At 74.2% G+C, this 14,928-nt stretch carries 14 protein-coding genes and 2 pseudogenes; 7 read left to right on the top strand and 9 right to left on the bottom strand.

The window, feature by feature from the left end:
• Window positions 1–8: 8 nt before the first annotated feature.
• From ACGFXC_RS01135 to ACGFXC_RS01125, 3 genes are all read right to left on the bottom strand, one after another.
• Window positions 9–1,034 carry an LLM class F420-dependent oxidoreductase gene (locus ACGFXC_RS01135; protein ID WP_393708263.1) on the bottom strand — a complete coding sequence of 342 codons (1,026 nt, stop codon included), beginning with the start codon at window positions 1,032–1,034 and terminating at the stop codon, window positions 9–11.
• On the bottom strand, window positions 1,034–2,188 hold the full coding sequence (locus ACGFXC_RS01130; protein WP_393708261.1) for a CaiB/BaiF CoA transferase family protein: 1,155 nt from the start codon (window positions 2,186–2,188) through the stop codon (window positions 1,034–1,036). The genes ACGFXC_RS01135 and ACGFXC_RS01130 overlap by 1 nt, the downstream gene beginning before the upstream one ends.
• 94 nt (window positions 2,189–2,282) lie before the next feature.
• Window positions 2,283–2,684, bottom strand: a complete 402-nt coding sequence (locus ACGFXC_RS01125) for an MmcQ/YjbR family DNA-binding protein (protein WP_393708259.1) — start codon at window positions 2,682–2,684, stop codon at window positions 2,283–2,285.
• Window positions 2,685–2,780: 96 nt separating this feature from the next.
• Between ACGFXC_RS01125 and ACGFXC_RS01120 the strand changes: the two genes are divergently transcribed.
• Window positions 2,781–3,980 (top strand): saccharopine dehydrogenase family protein, encoded by a 1,200-nt coding sequence (locus ACGFXC_RS01120; protein WP_393708258.1) that lies wholly within the window; start codon window positions 2,781–2,783, stop codon window positions 3,978–3,980.
• 78 nt (window positions 3,981–4,058) lie between these two features.
• Here the strand turns inward: ACGFXC_RS01120 and ACGFXC_RS01115 are convergent, their stop codons facing one another.
• Complete coding sequence (locus ACGFXC_RS01115) at window positions 4,059–4,736, bottom strand: endonuclease V (protein WP_393708256.1); 678 nt, start codon at window positions 4,734–4,736, stop codon at window positions 4,059–4,061.
• Window positions 4,737–4,761: 25 nt separating this feature from the next.
• Between ACGFXC_RS01115 and ACGFXC_RS01110 the strand changes: the two genes are divergently transcribed.
• Entirely contained in the window at window positions 4,762–5,061 is a 300-nt protein-coding gene (locus ACGFXC_RS01110) for a YciI family protein (RefSeq protein WP_393709567.1), read from the top strand.
• 353 nt (window positions 5,062–5,414) lie between these two features.
• On the opposite strand, the gene ACGFXC_RS01105 is transcribed toward ACGFXC_RS01110, so the two are convergent.
• Complete coding sequence (locus tag ACGFXC_RS01105; RefSeq protein ID WP_393708254.1) at window positions 5,415–6,527, bottom strand: WD40/YVTN/BNR-like repeat-containing protein; 1,113 nt, start codon at window positions 6,525–6,527, stop codon at window positions 5,415–5,417.
• A 306-nt stretch (window positions 6,528–6,833) separates the two neighbouring features.
• Here ACGFXC_RS01105 and ACGFXC_RS01100 point away from each other — a divergent pair, with 306 nt between their 5' ends.
• The 4 genes and pseudogenes from ACGFXC_RS01100 (at window position 6,834) to ACGFXC_RS01085 (ending at window position 10,403) form a co-directional block, all read left to right on the top strand.
• Window positions 6,834–7,250 carry an SsgA family sporulation/cell division regulator gene (locus tag ACGFXC_RS01100; RefSeq protein WP_393708252.1) on the top strand — a complete coding sequence of 139 codons (417 nt, stop codon included), beginning with the start codon at window positions 6,834–6,836 and terminating at the stop codon, window positions 7,248–7,250.
• A 298-nt stretch (window positions 7,251–7,548) separates the two neighbouring features.
• A pseudogene (locus ACGFXC_RS01095) lies at window positions 7,549–8,151 on the top strand (ATP-binding cassette domain-containing protein); the annotation flags it as partial.
• Between the two features lie 87 nt (window positions 8,152–8,238).
• Window positions 8,239–9,013: pseudogene (locus tag ACGFXC_RS01090) on the top strand (ATP-binding cassette domain-containing protein); the annotation flags it as partial.
• A 418-nt stretch (window positions 9,014–9,431) separates the two neighbouring features.
• The gene (locus tag ACGFXC_RS01085) at window positions 9,432–10,403 is read left to right on the top strand and encodes an acyl-ACP desaturase (protein ID WP_393708251.1); all 972 of its coding nucleotides are present in this window, start codon (window positions 9,432–9,434) and stop codon (window positions 10,401–10,403) included.
• Between the two features lie 68 nt (window positions 10,404–10,471).
• Here the strand turns inward: ACGFXC_RS01085 and ACGFXC_RS01080 are convergent, their stop codons facing one another.
• From ACGFXC_RS01080 to ligD, 3 genes are read right to left on the bottom strand one after another with little or no spacing between them, the layout of a single operon-like run.
• Complete coding sequence (locus ACGFXC_RS01080; protein WP_351828190.1) at window positions 10,472–10,714, bottom strand: WhiB family transcriptional regulator; 243 nt, start codon at window positions 10,712–10,714, stop codon at window positions 10,472–10,474.
• 46 nt (window positions 10,715–10,760) lie between these two features.
• Window positions 10,761–11,258, bottom strand: a complete 498-nt coding sequence (locus tag ACGFXC_RS01075; protein WP_393708249.1) for an HAD domain-containing protein — start codon at window positions 11,256–11,258, stop codon at window positions 10,761–10,763.
• A 38-nt stretch (window positions 11,259–11,296) separates the two neighbouring features.
• Window positions 11,297–12,316 carry a non-homologous end-joining DNA ligase gene (gene ligD / locus ACGFXC_RS01070; protein ID WP_393708248.1) on the bottom strand — a complete coding sequence of 340 codons (1,020 nt, stop codon included), beginning with the start codon at window positions 12,314–12,316 and terminating at the stop codon, window positions 11,297–11,299.
• 75 nt (window positions 12,317–12,391) lie between these two features.
• On the opposite strand from ligD, the gene ACGFXC_RS01065 reads away from it, so the two are divergent.
• Window positions 12,392–13,471, top strand: a complete 1,080-nt coding sequence (locus tag ACGFXC_RS01065; RefSeq protein WP_393708246.1) for an ATP-dependent DNA ligase — start codon at window positions 12,392–12,394, stop codon at window positions 13,469–13,471.
• On the opposite strand, the gene ACGFXC_RS01060 is transcribed toward ACGFXC_RS01065, so the two are convergent.
• The gene (locus ACGFXC_RS01060) at window positions 13,458–14,927 is read right to left on the bottom strand and encodes an NAD(P)-binding protein (RefSeq protein ID WP_393708244.1); all 1,470 of its coding nucleotides are present in this window, start codon (window positions 14,925–14,927) and stop codon (window positions 13,458–13,460) included. The genes ACGFXC_RS01065 and ACGFXC_RS01060 overlap by 14 nt on opposite strands.
• Window position 14,928 lies beyond the last annotated feature (1 nt).

The raw sequence follows: 14,928 nt of genomic DNA, 5'->3' as shown, positions 1-14,928 counted from the left end.
TGGTCCCCCTACAGCCAGCTCTTGACGGTTTCGATCAGCCGGGACGGCTCGGGACCGACGGGCGTGACGTTGAGCATGGTGACGCCCGCCTCCCGGAAGGCCTCGACGCGCTCGCGCACGTATCCCTCGGGCCCGCACAGGGTCATGAGTTCGCAGAACTCGTCGGGGACGGCGGCCGCGGCGTCGCGCTTGCGCCCGGACAGGTACAGCTCCTGGATCCTGCGGGCCTGCTCGCCGTAGCCGTAGGCGACGGCGAGGTCGTTGTAGAAGTTCTTGCCCGGGGCGCCCATCCCGCCGACGTACAGGGCGATCTGCGGGCGGGCCAGGTCCCGGGCGGCGGCGGCGTCCTCGCCGATGGCCAGCAGGCCGCCCGCGACGGTCCGCAGCGGGCCCAGCTCCGGCGCCCGCTTGGCCGCGCCTTCGGCCAGGGCGCTGCCCCACACCTCGGAGGCCTTCTCGGGCAGGAACAGAGTGGGCAGCCAGCCGTCGGCGATCTCGGCGGTCAGCGCGACGTTGGCCGGACCGAGGGAGGCGACGTAGACGGGGATCCGGTCGCGGACCGGCCTGGTGAGGATCTTGAGCGGTTTGCCGTGCCGGCCGCCCTTCTCCGCGGGCAGCGGCATGTCGGTGATGCCGTAGTGGTCGACGGTCTCGCGGCGCCAGATCCGCCGGCACAGCTCGACGGTCTCGCGGGTCCGGCCGAGCGGCTTGTCGTACGGCTTGCCGTGCCAGCCCTCGACCACCTGCGGGCCGGAGGCACCGAGGCCGAGCAGGGCCCGGCCGCCCGAGACGGCGTCCAGTCCGGCGGCGGTCTGGGCGATGAGGGCGGGGGTGCGCGAGTAGACGTTGAGGATGGCCGAGCCGATCTTCATCCGCTCGGTCCGGGCCGCCAGGTAGCCCATGATCGTCGGGGAGTCGAAGCCCCAGGCCTCGGCCACCCACACGGCATCCAGCCCGGCCGCCTCCAGTGCGGCGGCCCCGTCGGCGGCCGCGCGCGGGTCGCCCGCGTAGTCGAGCAGCATGGACAGTTCCATCAGGCGTCCCCGTCCCGCGCGGTCAGGCCCGGTACGTCCCAGTCGGCGGCCACGGAGGCGGCGCCGGTGCCCGGCAGCGCGGGGCCGCTGGTGACGGCGGCCGGGGTCGCGGAGAAGCGGGGCGCGGGGGCGGGCTGGGTGATCCCGCCGAAGTCGGTGAAGGTGGCGCGGGCGGCGAGGTGGGGATGCTGCGGGGCCTCGCGCAGCGACAGCACGGGCGCCACGCAGGCGTCGGTGCCCTCGAACACCTCCGTCCACGCGGCACGGGTCCGGGACTTGAAGCGGGCGGCGACCGTCTCGCGCAGCTCGCCCCAGCGGGCCAGGTCCTTGCGGGCGGGGGCCTGCTCCTTGATGCCCAGCAGCTCCACGAAGGTGTCGTAGAACTGCTGCTCCAGCGCGCCGACCGCCATGTAGAGGCCGTCGGAGGTCTCGTAGGTTCCGTAGAACGGGCAGCCGCCGTCGAGGAGGTTGGCCCCGCGGCGGTCCTGCCAGCCGCCGGCCGCGACCATGCCGTGGATCATCGCGGTGAGGTGGGCGGTTCCGTCGACGATCGCCGCGTCGACGACCTGGCCGCGGCCGCCGGGGGTGCGGGCGTGGTGGAGCGCCGCGAGGATCCCGATGACGAGGTACAGGGAGCCGCCCGCGTAGTCGCCGACCAGATTGGCCGGAACGGCCGGGGGCCCGTCCGGGGCGCCGATCATGCCGAGCGCGCCGGTGACGGCGATGTACGCGATGTCGTGCCCGGCGGTGTGGGCGAGCGGGCCCTCCTGGCCCCAGCCGGTCATCCGGCCGTACACCAGCTGCGGGTTGCGGGCGTGGCAGTCGGCCGGGCCGACGCCGAGCCGCTCGGCGACCCCGGGCCGGAACCCCTCGATCAGTACGTCGGCCCGCTCCACCAGGTCCAGCACCAGGGCCGGGCCCCCGGGGGACTTGAGGTCGACCAGGACGGAGCGCTTGTTCCGGTTGGTGACGTCGTGGGCCGGGTCGATGGCGAGGCCGCCGCCGCCCGGCCGGTCCACGCGCACCACGTCCGCGCCGAGGTCCGCGAGCAGCATGGCGGCGAACGGGCCGGGGCCGATGCCCGCCAGTTCGACCACGCGTACGCCCGCGAGCGGGCCGGAGCCCGCCCGTGGGCCGTTCCCTGTCACTGCCATCGAGCCCCCAGCGCCCCTGGTGCGAGTGTGTGACACAACCGATGTAACACCAGTGATGCTAGGAACGCGTTCCACTCAGCACAAGAGCAAGCGCTTAGCCGATTGGCGGGATCGGTCCGCTCCGGGCGTCGCGCTCCTTGAGGTGCCGCTTGAGCGCCGTGCTCCGGTAGCTCTCCTCCACCCACTCGCACAGCACCCGCGCCGACGGCGCCCCCTCCTCCCCCAGCGGCACCGACACCCAGCCGGCCCGGCCCAGGCCGTAGCCGGTGGGTGCGGCGCCGGGCGCGGCCATCGCGTGGCCGTGCAGCGTCTCGTCCTTGAGCTTGACGGAAAGGCCCGGCGGCCGGGGTCCGTCCGCGTTCCCCAGGAAGACGAAGATCTTCTTGTTGACCTTCACCACGCCGTCCTCGGGACCCCAGGGAAACTCCTCGACGGCCTCGGGCAGCCCCAGCGCGAACTCCCGTACCGTCTGCCACCTGCGCACTGCTGCCTTCATCGACGCCTCCCGCCTACCGCCGGTCACACCCGCTCGTACGGACAGCCGGTCCCCACGCTAACCTCAGCCACCCACACCAGCCGGGAGGAGCGGTTCATGAACGCGCAGGTCCGCCAGGAAGGCCCGCGAAGGGCCCACGACGTCGTCCTCTTCGGCGCCACCGGATTCGTGGGGGCGCTCACCGCCGAGTACCTCGCCGAACACGCCCCCGCCGGGCTGCGCTGGGCGCTGGCCGGCCGCGACCTCGGCAAACTGGAGCGGCTGCGCGAGCGCCTGGCCGTCCGTCACCCGCACTGCGCGGCGCTGCCGCTGCTGCGCGCGGACGCCGGGGACGCGGGCGCCGTGCGCGAACTGGCCGCCGCCACCAAGGTGCTGGCCACCACCGTCGGCCCGTACGTCTGGTACGGGGCGGAGCTGGTCGCCGCCTGCGCCGAGGAGGGCACCGATTACGTGGACCTCACCGGGGAGCCGGAGTTCGTCGACCGCATGTACCTCGCGCACGACGCGCGGGCCCGCGAGACGGGGGCCCGGCTGGTGCACGCCTGCGGGTTCGACTCGGTACCGGCCGACCTCGGGGCGTACTTCACGGTGCACCGGCTGCCCGAGGGGGTGCCGCTGCGGGTCGACGGCTTCGTCCGCTCCAACGCGCTCGTCTCCGGCGGCACGCTCGCCTCCGCCCTCACCGCCCTGGGCCGGGGCCCGCAGACCCTGGCCGCCGCCCGCGCCCGGCGGCTTCGGGAGCCCCGGGCGGCGGGCCGGCGCGTACGGGGGCCCGTGGGCCCGCCGCGCTTCAGCCGCGAGACGGGGACCTGGGCGCTGCCGCTGCCCACCCTGGACCCGGCGGTCGTGGCCCGGTCGGCGGCCGCGCTGGAGCGCTACGGCCCGGACTTCCGCTACCGGCACTACGCCTCGGTGCGCCGGCTCCCGGTCGCCCTCGGCGGGACGGCCGCGATGGGCGCGACGGTGGCCCTGGCGCAGGTCCCGGCGGCCCGGCGGTGGCTGATGGCCCGCTGGGAGCCGGGCAGCGGCCCCGGCCCCGAACGCCGCGCGAGCAGCTGGTTCACGCTCCGCTTCGTCGGCGAGGGCGGCGGGCGGCGGGTGTTCACCGAGGTGTCGGGCGGCGACCCCGGCTACGGGGAGACGGCGAAGATGCTGGCGGAGTCCGCCCTGTGCCTGGCCCTGGACGCCCTGCCGGAGCGCGCCGGGCAGCTCACCACCGCGGTGGCCATGGGCGACGCCCTGCTGGACCGGCTGCGCAAGGCGGGTCTGCGCTTCCGGGTGGCCGACGCGCGCTGATCCGGGCACCCCGCGTACGCCGGGCGGGTGCGCCGCCGCCCGCGCGGGCCGGGTGCGCCCCCCGCGCGGGCCGGCCGCTCACGAGGCCTCGCGCAGGGCCCGGCGGCACAGGGAGTCGGCGTGGCGGGTGGTCTCGGGGATCCGGAAGCGGGGGCTCAGCGCGAGGGCGTGGGCGCAGGCGCCGTCCAGCGAGACGCGGTGGCCCACCGACACGTACACCGGCTTGATCCCGTCCTGGGTCCGCAGCGCCCGCCCGACGACGGTCCCGTCGGACGCCAGCAGCGGGGCGAAGTCGCCGCGCAGGCCGCCCGGTTCCTCGTGGGTGAAGGTGAACGGGTTCTTCGCGACGCCGATGCTGGGCAGCCCGGTGACCACCCCCAGGTGGCAGGCGAGGCCGAAGCGGCGCGGGTGGGCGAGGCCGTAGCCGTCGCAGACGACGAGGTCCGGGACGACGGTCAGGGCGTCGAGCGCGGCCAGTACGGTCGGCAGCTCGCGGAAGGCGAGTAGCCCGGGCACGTAGGGAAAGCTGACGCGTCCGACGGCGGTCGACTCCGCGGCCACCTCCAGGGTGGCCGCGTCGAGCACGACGGCCGCGGCGGCGACCAGGTCGCGCGCGTCGTCGTAGGCCACGTCCACTCCGGCGATCAAGCCCCGCCCCGCGGGCGGTCCGGGCTCGTCCAGCACCACCCCGGACCGCAGTTCGTCCTGTATCGCGCGGGCCTCGGCTTCGTCGGCGGGGGTCTTCACAGTCGTCATGGAGGGCGAGGGTAGCCTGACGATCATGTTCGTCATGGAGCTCACCTACACCGCGCCCGTCGAAGCCGTCGATGCCGAGATGGAAGCCCACGTCGCCTGGCTCGACGGCCACTACGCCTCCGGCCTCTTCCTCGCCTCGGGCCGCAAGGTGCCCCGCGAGGGCGGGATCATCCTGGCCGCGGGCGTCTCCCGGGCCGAGATCGAGCGGATCGCGGCCGGCGACCCCTTCGTGGTGGCGGGCGTCTGCGCCTACCGCATCACCGAGTTCGTCGCCACGAAGACGGCCCCGGCGCTGGCCGCGGCCCGCGAGACCCTCCCGGCGTAACCCCGCCCGCGCCCGCCCCGCTCCCGCTTGGAGGCAGCCGTGCGGATCCGTCCCGCCGTGGTGGCCGACGTTCCCGAGCCGATCCGGCTGCGCGCCGTCGCGCTGGACTCGCTCGGGACGGACCCCGGCCCCGCCGACTCCCCCTGGCGGGCGGTCGCCGACGGATGGTTCCGCGAGCGGCTGGGCGCTCGGGGCGACGTACGGTGCCTCGTCGTCGGCGGCGCTCCCGGTGAGCCCCTGGTGAGCACCGGCATGGCCTGGATCGCCCACCACCTGCCCGGCCCCCGGCAGCCCGACGGCCGCCGCGGCCATCGCCGGGTTCACCGCGGCCCGCCACCCGGGGATGGACCCGGTCATCGGCCCGGACGCCTGAGCGGCTCCAGCCGCGCCACCCGCCCCCGCTCTCCCGCCGCCCAGCAGCCCCCGTCCGGTGCGCAGTCGACGGTGTCGTAGGAGCCCGCGTCCAGGCTCCGCCAGGTGCGGCCCGCGTCCGTGGTGACGTCCGTACCGGTCGGGCCGACCGCCAGGGCCGTGGCGCGCCCGTACGGGAGCCAGGCCGCGCCCGAACGGTAGGCCGGCGGCGGGGTGAGCGCCTGGCTCCAGCCCCGGCCGGAGTCGGCGGTGCGGGCCGCGGCCCGGGGCGAGGCCTGGCCGGCGCGGTAGTCGCCGCCGACCGCGAGGCCCGTCGTACGGTCGCGGAAGGCCAGCGCGAAGGCCCCGCGCGCCGGATCCCCGGCCGGGAGGGTGGCGTCAGCGGCCCGCCAGGTCAGCCCCCGGTCGGCGGAGTGCAGCACCCTGGCCACCGGGCCGCCTCCGGTGGCCAGCCAGACGTCGCGCGGGCCGGAGCCCACCAGGCACTGGCCGCTCGCGGCGAAACCGGCCTCCCCGGGCAGCGCGGCGGGCATCCCGTCGTCCGGCAGCACCCGCCAGGCGCGGCCGCCGTCGTCGGTGGCCAGGATGCGGAACTTCCCGTCCACCGGGTCGCTCACCGCCAGCCCGTGGCGGGGGTCGAGGAAGGTCAGGCAGTCGTAGAAGGCCCGCGGGTCGGGGTTGCGGAACGCCTCGGTCCAGGTGGCGCCGCCGTCCTCGGTGCGCAGGATCCGCGAGGCAGCTCCCTCTCCGATCGACAGGGCCACCGCCCGGCGCGCGTCGAACGCCTCGATGTCGCGCAGCTCCAGCCCCTCGGCCACCGCGCCGGGCGACGAGACGTCCTGCCAGGTGCGCCCGCCGTCACCGGTGCGCAGCACGGTGCCGCCGGATCCGGCCACCCAGGCGGCGCCGCGGCCGACGGCCGCGAGGCCCCGGAACCGGGAGTCCTTGCCCGTCGCCTTGAGCGCCCAGCCGGCGCCCCGCGCTCCCGCGTCGGCGGCGCCGCCCGGTCCGCCGGCGTCGTCCGCCAGCGCGGGCGCGGCCAGCAGCCCCACCAGCAGGGCCGCCGCACAAGTACCCACTCCCAGAAGTCTCATGGCGCCGGAAGCTAATGCAGCCCCCGCCCGCCGTCCAGGGCGCCTCTCCCGCAGGGCCCGTTACGCCGGCGGGGTGAGCGGTAACCGGACGAATTGAAATGACTCCGGGCCCCGGGCAACCGCGCACCGCCCCTGCCCCGCCACCCGCATCCACCCGTCCCTGTGCGATCGCACAGCCGTGATCAGGCCAATCGGTGACACAGCTCACGTCATCCGCCGTGCACGGATTTGCCGATTCCGGCGTCTATCCGGTTGCCGGGTCCCACCCCACGGCCCGGCAGCAGATCCGCCGCAAGGGAGTGAGCCTTGATCACTGTCATCGAGCAGGCCGTGCAGGCCCGACTGGTCGCCACCGCGCCGAAGGTCGAGACCGTGCCCGTCACCCTCTGCTACGACCGCGCGGATCCCTTCGCCGTCCGCATGTCCTTCCCCGCACTGGCCACGCTGGAGGGCGTCGAGGTCTCCTGGACCTTCGCGCGCGATCTGCTCCGGTCCGGGCTGCGGCACCCGGCCGGCTGCGGGGACGTCCGCGTGCGTCCGTACGACGGGGACCGGACCACGGTCGAGTTCCACGCACCGGAGGGCGTCGCGATCGTGCTGATGGTGACGGCCGAGCTCCAGCGCTTCCTCGAACGGGCGGCCGCCCTCGTACCGCCGGGCCTGGAGCACATGTACCTCGACATGGACCACAGCCTGGACGAGCTGCTGCGCGGCTCCCGCTGACACCCGACTCCCGCTGACACCCGACTCCCGCTGACGCCCGGTCGTCGATCCGGCCGGTACCGGCGGCCCCGTGGCCGGCGTGGTGGAGCGCACCGCTCGTGCGCTCCACCACGGCCGGCCACAATTCGTTTGCGGACGGCTCCCACCCCGGCGTAGCTTCGTGAACGCCCCATTGCCGCCGAAACGGAGCAGGACATTGCTCGTCTGAGGTCCGAGACACCGACCGCGACCACATCTTCGTGACCCGTCGGCTGTCTCCCCGCGTTGCACGCACCATCCACGCAACCTGGAGGCCTCCATGAGTCATCCCTCTGCTTTCGTCACCTGTTCCGCCCTGTCCTTCGACTGGCCCGACGGAACCCCCCTCTTCGAGGCTTTCCAGCTGGCCGTCGGCCCCGGCCGCACCGGCCTGATCGGCCTCAACGGATCCGGCAAGTCGACCCTGCTGAAGCTCGCCGCGGGCGAGCTGACCCCCACCGCGGGACAGATCTCCGTCGCCGGGACCATCGGCTACCTCCCGCAGAACGCCACCCTGGACACCGCCCTGCGCGTGGACGAGGCGCTCGGCATCCGCTCCACCCGCGCCGCCCTGCACGCCATCGAGGCGGGTGCGGCCACGGAGGCCAACTTCGCCGCCGTGGGCGACGACTGGGACGTCGAGGAGCGGGCCCTGGCCACCCTCGACCAGCTGGGGCTCGCCCGGATCGGGCTCGACCGCACCGTCGGCGAGCTGTCGGGCGGCGAATGCGTCCTGCTGCGGCTGGCGGCGCTGCTGCTGGCCCGCCCGGAGGTACTGCTGCTCGACGAACCCACCAACAACCTCGACCTGTCGGCCCGCCGGCGCCTGTACGCGGCCGTCGACGCCTGGTCCGGGGTGCTGCTCCTGGTCAGCCACGACCGGGAGCTGCTGGACCGGGTCGACCAGATCGCCGACCTTCGGGACGGCGAAGTCCGCTGGTACGGCGGGAACTTCACCGACTACGAACGGATGCTGGCCGCCGAGCAGGAATCGGCCGAGCGGATGGTCCGGGTCGCCGAGGCCGACGTGCACCGCCAGAAACGCGAACTGGCGGAAGCGCAGGTCAAGCTGGCCCGCCGCAAGCGGTACGGCCAGAAGATGGCCGACAACAAGCGCGAGCCGAAGATCGTCATGGGCAACCGCAAACGCGCCGCCCAGGAGTCGGCCGGCAAACAGCGGACCCTGCACACCGAGAAGCTGGCGGACGCCCGCGAGCGGCTGGACCAGGCGGCGGAGGCGGTCCGCGACGACGCCGAGATCCGGATCGAGCTGCCCGCGACCCAGGTGCCCCCGGGCCGGCGGGTCCTGACCCTGCGGGACCTGCGCCTCGCGCACGGGGCGTCGGTGCCGGGCGAGTGGGAGGTCCGCGGTCCGGAGCGGATCGCCCTGGTGGGCGGCAACGGCTCGGGCAAGACCACCCTGCTGCGGACCCTCGCCGGGCTGGTGCCGCCCGCGTCCGGGGAGGCGGTGGCACACGTACCGGCCCGCTTCCTGCCGCAGCGGCTCGACGTGCTGGACGACGAGCGCTCGGTCGTGGAGAACGTCGCACGGTTCGCCCCGCACGCCACGAACAACCTGATCCGGGCGCGGCTGGCGCACTTCCTGTTCCGGGGCGCCCGGGCGGACCGGGCGGCCGGCACCCTCTCGGGCGGCGAACGCTTCCGGGCCGCGCTGGCGGCGCTGTTGCTGGCCGAGCCGGCCCCGCAGCTGCTGATGCTGGACGAACCGACGAACAACCTGGACCTGGCGAGCGCGCGCCAGCTCTCCGGCGCCCTGGAGGCGTACGAGGGGGCGCTGGTGGTCGCGAGCCACGACGTGCCGTTCCTGGAGTCGATCGGCATCACCCGGTGGCTGCTCCTCGACGGAACCCTGCGGCCGTCCTCCGCCGAAGAGGTCCGGGAGGTCCTCTGGCACGACTGACCCGCGGGGCCGCACGGGACGCTTCGACGGTCCCGGAGGCCGTCAAGGCGAAAATTCGGGACCCCCTCTGGCGTGATTCTGACCTTTCTGAAGCCGCTGAAGGGGGGTTCCATATGCGCAGATAACCGCAGGTAACCGGACACAACGACCCCTGGGGCTTGGCTGGCCTTGATGTCGCGCTTAACCTACGACTCCGTAGGCTACGGAACCGTAGGTAATTCGCTTTGTCCCCAGGAGCACCCGTGACGATCACCTCTCCCCACCTCGGCAGCTCGGAGGCGTGGACCGACGCCAAGCTGCTGTACGCGCTGGAAGAGGTGGTGGAGAAGGAACTCAACCGCCATCTGAAGGTCACCAAGGACTGGATGCCCCACGAGTACGTCCCGTGGAGCGAGGGCCGGAACTTCCCGGGCTTCTTCGAGGACGGCGAAGCCTGGGACCCGCAGCAGTCCAAGGTCACCGACATCGGCAAGATCGCGCTGGTCGTGAACCTGCTGACCGAGGACAACCTCCCCAGCTACCACCACGAGATCGCGACCCTCTTCGGCCGCAACGGCGCGTGGGGCACCTGGGTGCACCGCTGGACCGCCGAGGAGGGCCGGCACGGCATCGTGATGCGCGACTACCTGCTGGCGTCGCGCGCCGTGGACCCGGACAAGCTCGAGGCGTTCCGGATGCAGCACATGTCGGAGGGCTTCGAGTCCGACAACAGCCACTCGATGCTGCACTCGGTGGCGTACGTCGCCTTCCAGGAGCTGGCCACCCGCATTTCGCACCGCAACACCGGCCACCAGTCCGGTGACCCGGTCTGCGACCGGATGCTGGCCCGCATCGCGCAGGACGAGAACCTGCACATGATCTTCTACCGCAACCTGCTGGGCGCGGCCTTCGAGATCGCCCCGGACCTGACGATGCAGGCCGTGCGGGACGTGGTCGTCAACTTCCGGATGCCCGGCCACGGCATGCCCGGCTTCGAGCGGATGGCCGCGCAGATGGCGATCGGCGGGGTCTACAACCTGCGGATCCACCACGACGACGTGCTGAGCCCCGTGATCCGCTTCCTCAAGATCATGGACATCGACGGGCTCGGCCCGGAGGGCCAGAAGGCCCAGGAGGAGCTCGGGCTCTTCATGAACGGCCTCGACTCCGAGGCCAGCAAGTTCGACGAGCGCCTCGCGGCGCGCGCCGCGCGCCTGGCCGCCCGCAAGGGCTGACCGACCGGCTGACGCGGTGGAGCCCCGGCGGGCGGACCCGCCGGGGCTCCGCCGCGTCCCGGCGCCGCTCAGCCGCGCGGGCGCAGGGCCTGGCGCTCCGTTTCGGAGAGGCCGCCCCAGACCCCGAACCGCTCGTCGTTGGCCAGGGCGTACTCCAGGCACGCCCGCCGCCCCTCGCACGCCCCGCACAGCCGCTTCGCGTCCCGGAGCGAGGAACCCGGCTCCGGGAAGAAGAACGACGGGCCCGTCTGGGCGCACAGCGCGAGGTCGTACCAGGCGGGGGCGGAGGTGGCAGTGGTGTTCATCGACATGCCGCCGATCCTGCTGCGGCCCGATGGACGTCCGATCAACAGGTCATCAACACCCGGCCCGGCGCACCCCGGCCAGCCAGCGTCCGAGGACGTCGAAGTCGGCGGGCGTCAGCCCGGTACGGGGGTCGACCCGGTGCAGGAGCACGGGGGCACCGTGGCGGGCCGCCGCCCAGGCCCGGTCGGCGGCGGTGATCTCGTCGTCGACCCAGGCGAAGGGTGATCCGGACGCCCGGGCGAGCAGCGGACGGGTCTTCCAGTGCAGGCCGTCCCGACCCTCCAGCGCATCGGGCTCGGGCCAGTCGACCACCTCGAGCGACGGCAGCCCGATCCTCGGCGCGATGACCTCATTGGCCTCGTCTCCCCAGGTCGTGGCCCACACCAGCTCGCACGGCAGGGCGAGCAGCCGGGGCCCGTGCGCCGGGTCGAGCCTGGCCAGGAGGGGATGACCGGTGGCGTCCCCGGCGGGGTGGCCCGTACCCCCGAAGGGGATCAACGGGCCGTCCACATCGAGGAAGAGCAGGGGCCGCGGCCCGGACGAGGTCATCCCCCGAGCCTAGGCCGCCCCGCCACCGGGCCGTGCGGTCAGTGCTCGTGTTTCGCGCGGCTCGGCTGGACGCGCTTGGGTTCGCCCGGCATCTTCGGGTAGTCCGGCGGGTAGGGCATGTCGCCGAGACCGTGCTCGTGTTCGTCCCGCGCCGCGAGTTCCAGCACCGCGTCCAGGACGAAGGCGTGCTCGTCCATGTCGGCGTGCAGGTCGCCCAGCTCGGCGAAGCGCGCCGGCATGGTCACGATGTCGAAGTCGCGCGGCTCCGCGTCGTCGATCTCGTCCCAGCGCAGCGGCGCCGAGACCGGGGCGTGCGGGCGCGGGCGGACGGAGTAGGCGCAGGCGATGGTCCGGTCACGGGCGGTCTGGTTGTAGTCGACGAAGATGCGCTCGCCGCGCTCCTCCTTCCACCAGGCGGTGGTGACCTTGCCGGGCATCCGCCGCTCCAGCTCCCGTCCCAGGGCGATCGCGCACCGACGGACCTCGGTGAAGGTCCAGCGCGGGGCGATCGGCACGAACACGTGCAGCCCGCGCCCGCCCGAGGTCTTGGGCCAGCCGCGCAGGCCCAGCTCCTCCAGCAGGGCGCGCAGTTCGTGCGCGGCGGCCACCGCGTGGTGGTAGTCGGTGCCCGGCTGCGGGTCGAGGTCGATGCGCAGCTCGTCCGGCCGGTCGGTGTCCCCGCGCCGCACCGGCCAGGGGTGGAAGGTGAGACAGCCCAGGTTGGCGGCCCACAGGACGGCGGCGGGCTCGGTCGGACAGATCTCGTCCGCGCTGCGGCCGCTGGGGAAGGCGATGTGGGCGGTGGGAATCCATTCGGGGAGGTTCTTCGGGGCGCGCTTCTGGAAGAAGGACTCGCCCTCCACCCCGTCGGGGAACCGCTCCAGGGTGGTGGGACGGTCGCGCAGCGCCCGGGTGATCCCGTCCGCGACGGCCAGGTAGTACTCGGCGACGTCTCTCTTGGTGAGGCCCCGCTCCGGGAAGTACACCTTGTCCGGGCTGGACAGCCGTACCTTGCGCCCGCCGGCTTCGAGCTCGATCGCACCACCCGCAGCACCCATGTGCGCCACGGTAGGCGTGCCCGGCCGGGCGCGCACACCGGGCGGGTCCGGACGTACCACCGCAGAATCGATGACATGGATCTGCCGGTGATGCCCCCCGTGAAACCAATGCTCGCCAAGTCCGTGGCGAAGATCCCGCCCGGCATGCAGTACGAGGCGAAGTGGGACGGCTTCCGCGCGATCGTCCACCGCGACGGCGACGAGATCGAGATCGGCAGCCGCACCGGCAAGACGCTGACCCGGTACTTCCCCGAGCTGGTGGCGGCCCTGAAGGAGAACCTGCCGCCCCGCTGCGTGGTGGACGGCGAGATCGTGATCGTGCGGGGCGGGCGGCTCGACTTCGACCGGCTCACCGAGCGGATCCATCCCGCCGCGTCCCGCGTGAAACTGCTCGCCGGAACCACCCCGGCCAGCTTCGTCGCCTTCGACCTGCTCGCCCTCGGCGACGCGTCCCTGCTGGACACCCCGCTCAGTGAACGCCGCAGCGCCCTGGTCAACGCCCTGTCCACCGCTCTGCCCCCCGTGCACGTCGCGCCCGCCACCACCGACCCCGCGCTGGCGCGGCAGTGGTTCGAGCAGTTCGAAGGCGCCGGTCTGGACGGGGTCGTCGCGAAACCCCTCGATCTCCCCTACCGGCCCGACGCCCGGCTGATGTTCAAGATCAAGCACGAGCGTACGGCCGACGTCGTCCTCGCCGGCCTGCGTTTCCACAAGAGCGGTCCGATTGTCGGATCGCTGCTCCTGGGCCTGTACGACGACCACGGCGCGCTCCAGCACGTGGGGGTCTGCGCCGCCTTCCCGATGAAGCGCCGCGCCGAGCTGGTCGAGGAGCTGGAACCACTGCGCATGCCCGATCCCGCGGGCCACCCCTGGGCGGCATGGGCCGAGGAGTCCGCGCACGAGAGCGCCCGGCTGCCGGGGGCGCAGAGCCGCTGGACGGGGAAGAAGGACCTGTCCTGGGTGCCGCTGCGCCCGGAGCGGGTGCTGGAGGTGAAGTACGACCACATGGAGGGCGACCGCTTCCGGCACACCGCCCAGTTCGGCCGCTGGCGCCCGGACCGTACGCCGCAGAGCTGTACGTACGCCCAGCTGGAGGAGGTCATCGGCTACGACCTCGCCGAAGTCCTCGGCACCCCGCCGCTCAGCCCGCCGTGAGCTTTTCCCACTCCGCGCGGTCCGGTCCCACCGCGTTCGGGGCGTACTCCGGCCGGGCCGCGAGCCAGCGCGCCACGCGGGCCCGGATCAGGGGGTGGGCGTAGGCCCGCCCGGGCGGTTCCACGAGGTGGCGGACCCGGGCCCGGGCCCGCATCACCTCCGGATCCTCCAACGCGCATTCGAACAGCGCGGCGGCCTCGCGGGCGGTACCCGTCCGCCCGGCCCGGGTGGCGAAGCGCGCCCCGATGGCCGCGTCGGCGACGACCTGGAAGTCGAACCAGGGCTTGACGGTGCGCACCGCCCACGCGTGGTAATCGGCGGCGAAGCCGGCCGATCCGGGTTCCTGGTGCGCGGTCCGGGCCACCCGGTGGGCGGCCCACAGGGCGAGCGAGGTCCCCTGCCCCAGGGTCGGGTTGGTGTGCGTGAGCGCGTCCCCGACGGGCACCAGTCCGCTGACCACCGGGCCCCGCTCGTCCGCGAGGGCGCTCCACCGGTTGTCCAGGCTCGCCGTCGCCAGGACCCCGGACAGCGGTGCGGCTCCCAGTTCCAGCCAGGCCGCGCCGGGCGGGAAGGCGCGCGCCGCGGCCTCGAAGACGGCGGGCTCGCGCAGCGCCGCGCGGGTGGGGTCCTCGGTGTGCACGAACAGGGTGACGGCGAAGACCCCGTTGTCGGCGGGGAAGACCGCGCACCCGGCGAAGCCGCCGCCGGTCACCGTCCACGGCCGGCGCGGACCCTCCCGGACGCCGGGGGGCAGCCGGTACCAGCGGCAGAAGTACGCGAGGCCGGTCCGGTGCCGCTCGACGGTGCCCGGCCGACAGCCGGCGGCGGCCAGCCACCGTTCGGCGCCGCCCCGCCGCCCGCCCGCGTCCACCACGAGGTCACCCGCGTACGCGCCGCCGCGCGTGTTCACCCCGGTGACCCGGATCCCCGGATCGGCACCGGCCTCCGGGCCCTCCGCCGGCCCCGTCCCGGCACCGGCCCCCGTCGCGGGACCGGTCCCCGCCGCGGCCGTCCCGGAGACGGCCGTCACCCCGCAGACCGGCTCCCCGTAGTGCACCACCGCGCCCGGCTCGGCGCGCAGCGCGGTGGCCAGGGCGCTCTCCAGCACGATGCGGCGGGCCTGGAGCATGACCAGGTCCTCGTCCCCGGGCCGCGCGGGCGGCCGTACGTCGAACCAGTCCAGCTCGTGCCACTCCCGGGCTCCGAGCCGGAGCATCTCGGCGTGTACGTCGGGCAGTTCACGGACCAGCACCTTGCGGGCGGCGCCGAGCAGGGCGTGCGGCTGGGCCGCCTGGGGTACGGAGGGGCGGCGCCAGCCGAAGAAGTCCCGGTCCAGGGCGGTTCCGGGGGCGCGGGTGTCCCGTTCGAACAGCTCGACGGTGTGCCCCCGCCGGGCGGCGAGCAGCGCGGCCGCGAGACCGGCGACCCCTCCGCCGATGACCAGCACGTGTGCCATG

This window comes from Streptomyces sp. NPDC048507, from assembly GCF_043199995.1.
Taxonomy (GTDB): domain Bacteria; phylum Actinomycetota; class Actinomycetes; order Streptomycetales; family Streptomycetaceae; genus Streptomyces.
This window is presented reverse-complemented; position numbering and strand designations above follow the sequence as displayed.

Coding starts and splice junctions, on each gene's coding strand:
- ACGFXC_RS01075 (WP_393708249.1), bottom strand. CDS start 11,258: ATGACCTCGTCCGGGCCGCGGCCCCTGCTCTTCCTCGATGTGGACGGC.
- ACGFXC_RS01130 (WP_393708261.1), bottom strand. CDS start 2,188: ATGGCAGTGACAGGGAACGGCCCACGGGCGGGCTCCGGCCCGCTCGCG.
- ACGFXC_RS01060 (WP_393708244.1), bottom strand. CDS start 14,927: ATGGCACACGTGCTGGTCATCGGCGGAGGGGTCGCCGGTCTCGCGGCC.
- ACGFXC_RS01120 (WP_393708258.1), top strand. CDS start 2,781: ATGAACGCGCAGGTCCGCCAGGAAGGCCCGCGAAGGGCCCACGACGTC.
- ACGFXC_RS01135 (WP_393708263.1), bottom strand. CDS start 1,034: ATGGAACTGTCCATGCTGCTCGACTACGCGGGCGACCCGCGCGCGGCC.
- ACGFXC_RS01080 (WP_351828190.1), bottom strand. CDS start 10,714: ATGTCGATGAACACCACTGCCACCTCCGCCCCCGCCTGGTACGACCTC.
- ACGFXC_RS01105 (WP_393708254.1), bottom strand. CDS start 6,527: ATGAGACTTCTGGGAGTGGGTACTTGTGCGGCGGCCCTGCTGGTGGGG.
- ACGFXC_RS01065 (WP_393708246.1), top strand. CDS start 12,392: ATGGATCTGCCGGTGATGCCCCCCGTGAAACCAATGCTCGCCAAGTCC.
- ACGFXC_RS01110 (WP_393709567.1), top strand. CDS start 4,762: ATGTTCGTCATGGAGCTCACCTACACCGCGCCCGTCGAAGCCGTCGAT.
- ACGFXC_RS01125 (WP_393708259.1), bottom strand. CDS start 2,684: ATGAAGGCAGCAGTGCGCAGGTGGCAGACGGTACGGGAGTTCGCGCTG.
- ligD (WP_393708248.1), bottom strand. CDS start 12,316: ATGGGTGCTGCGGGTGGTGCGATCGAGCTCGAAGCCGGCGGGCGCAAG.
- ACGFXC_RS01115 (WP_393708256.1), bottom strand. CDS start 4,736: ATGACGACTGTGAAGACCCCCGCCGACGAAGCCGAGGCCCGCGCGATA.